The following is a 264-nucleotide window of genomic DNA, read 5'->3' as shown; positions in this document are numbered from 1 at the left end:
TTCCTCGTCCGTTCGCGGTTCCAGACTTTTATTTTTAGGGAAGTATTCTCGAATCAAACCATTCGTATTCTCGTTTGTGCCTCGTTGCTGAGGTGCATATGGATCTGGCCAGTAGATAGTAACACCAAGTTTTTCACGGATTTCCGCTAAGTTCAAAAACTCTGTTCCATGGTCCGGAGTAAGTGAAAGAACAAATTCCTTAGGAATTTGATCAAACATTGTTGTGAGGGCTTCATTCACTGATTGACCATTCTTTCGTTTGGC

Annotated in this window: 1 protein-coding gene; it reads right to left on the bottom strand. The window is 42.0% G+C overall.

Features of this window, described 5'->3' with window-relative positions:
* The coding region (locus IV54_RS12080) for an IS30 family transposase (RefSeq protein WP_157054362.1) at positions 1-264 on the bottom strand (264 nt) is incomplete at both ends.

The sequence above is a fragment of the Levilactobacillus paucivorans genome (genome assembly GCF_001437125.1).
Taxonomy (GTDB): domain Bacteria; phylum Bacillota; class Bacilli; order Lactobacillales; family Lactobacillaceae; genus Levilactobacillus; species Levilactobacillus paucivorans.
The sequence above is the reverse complement of the archived record's forward strand: the minus strand, read 5'-3'. Positions and strand labels throughout refer to the sequence as shown.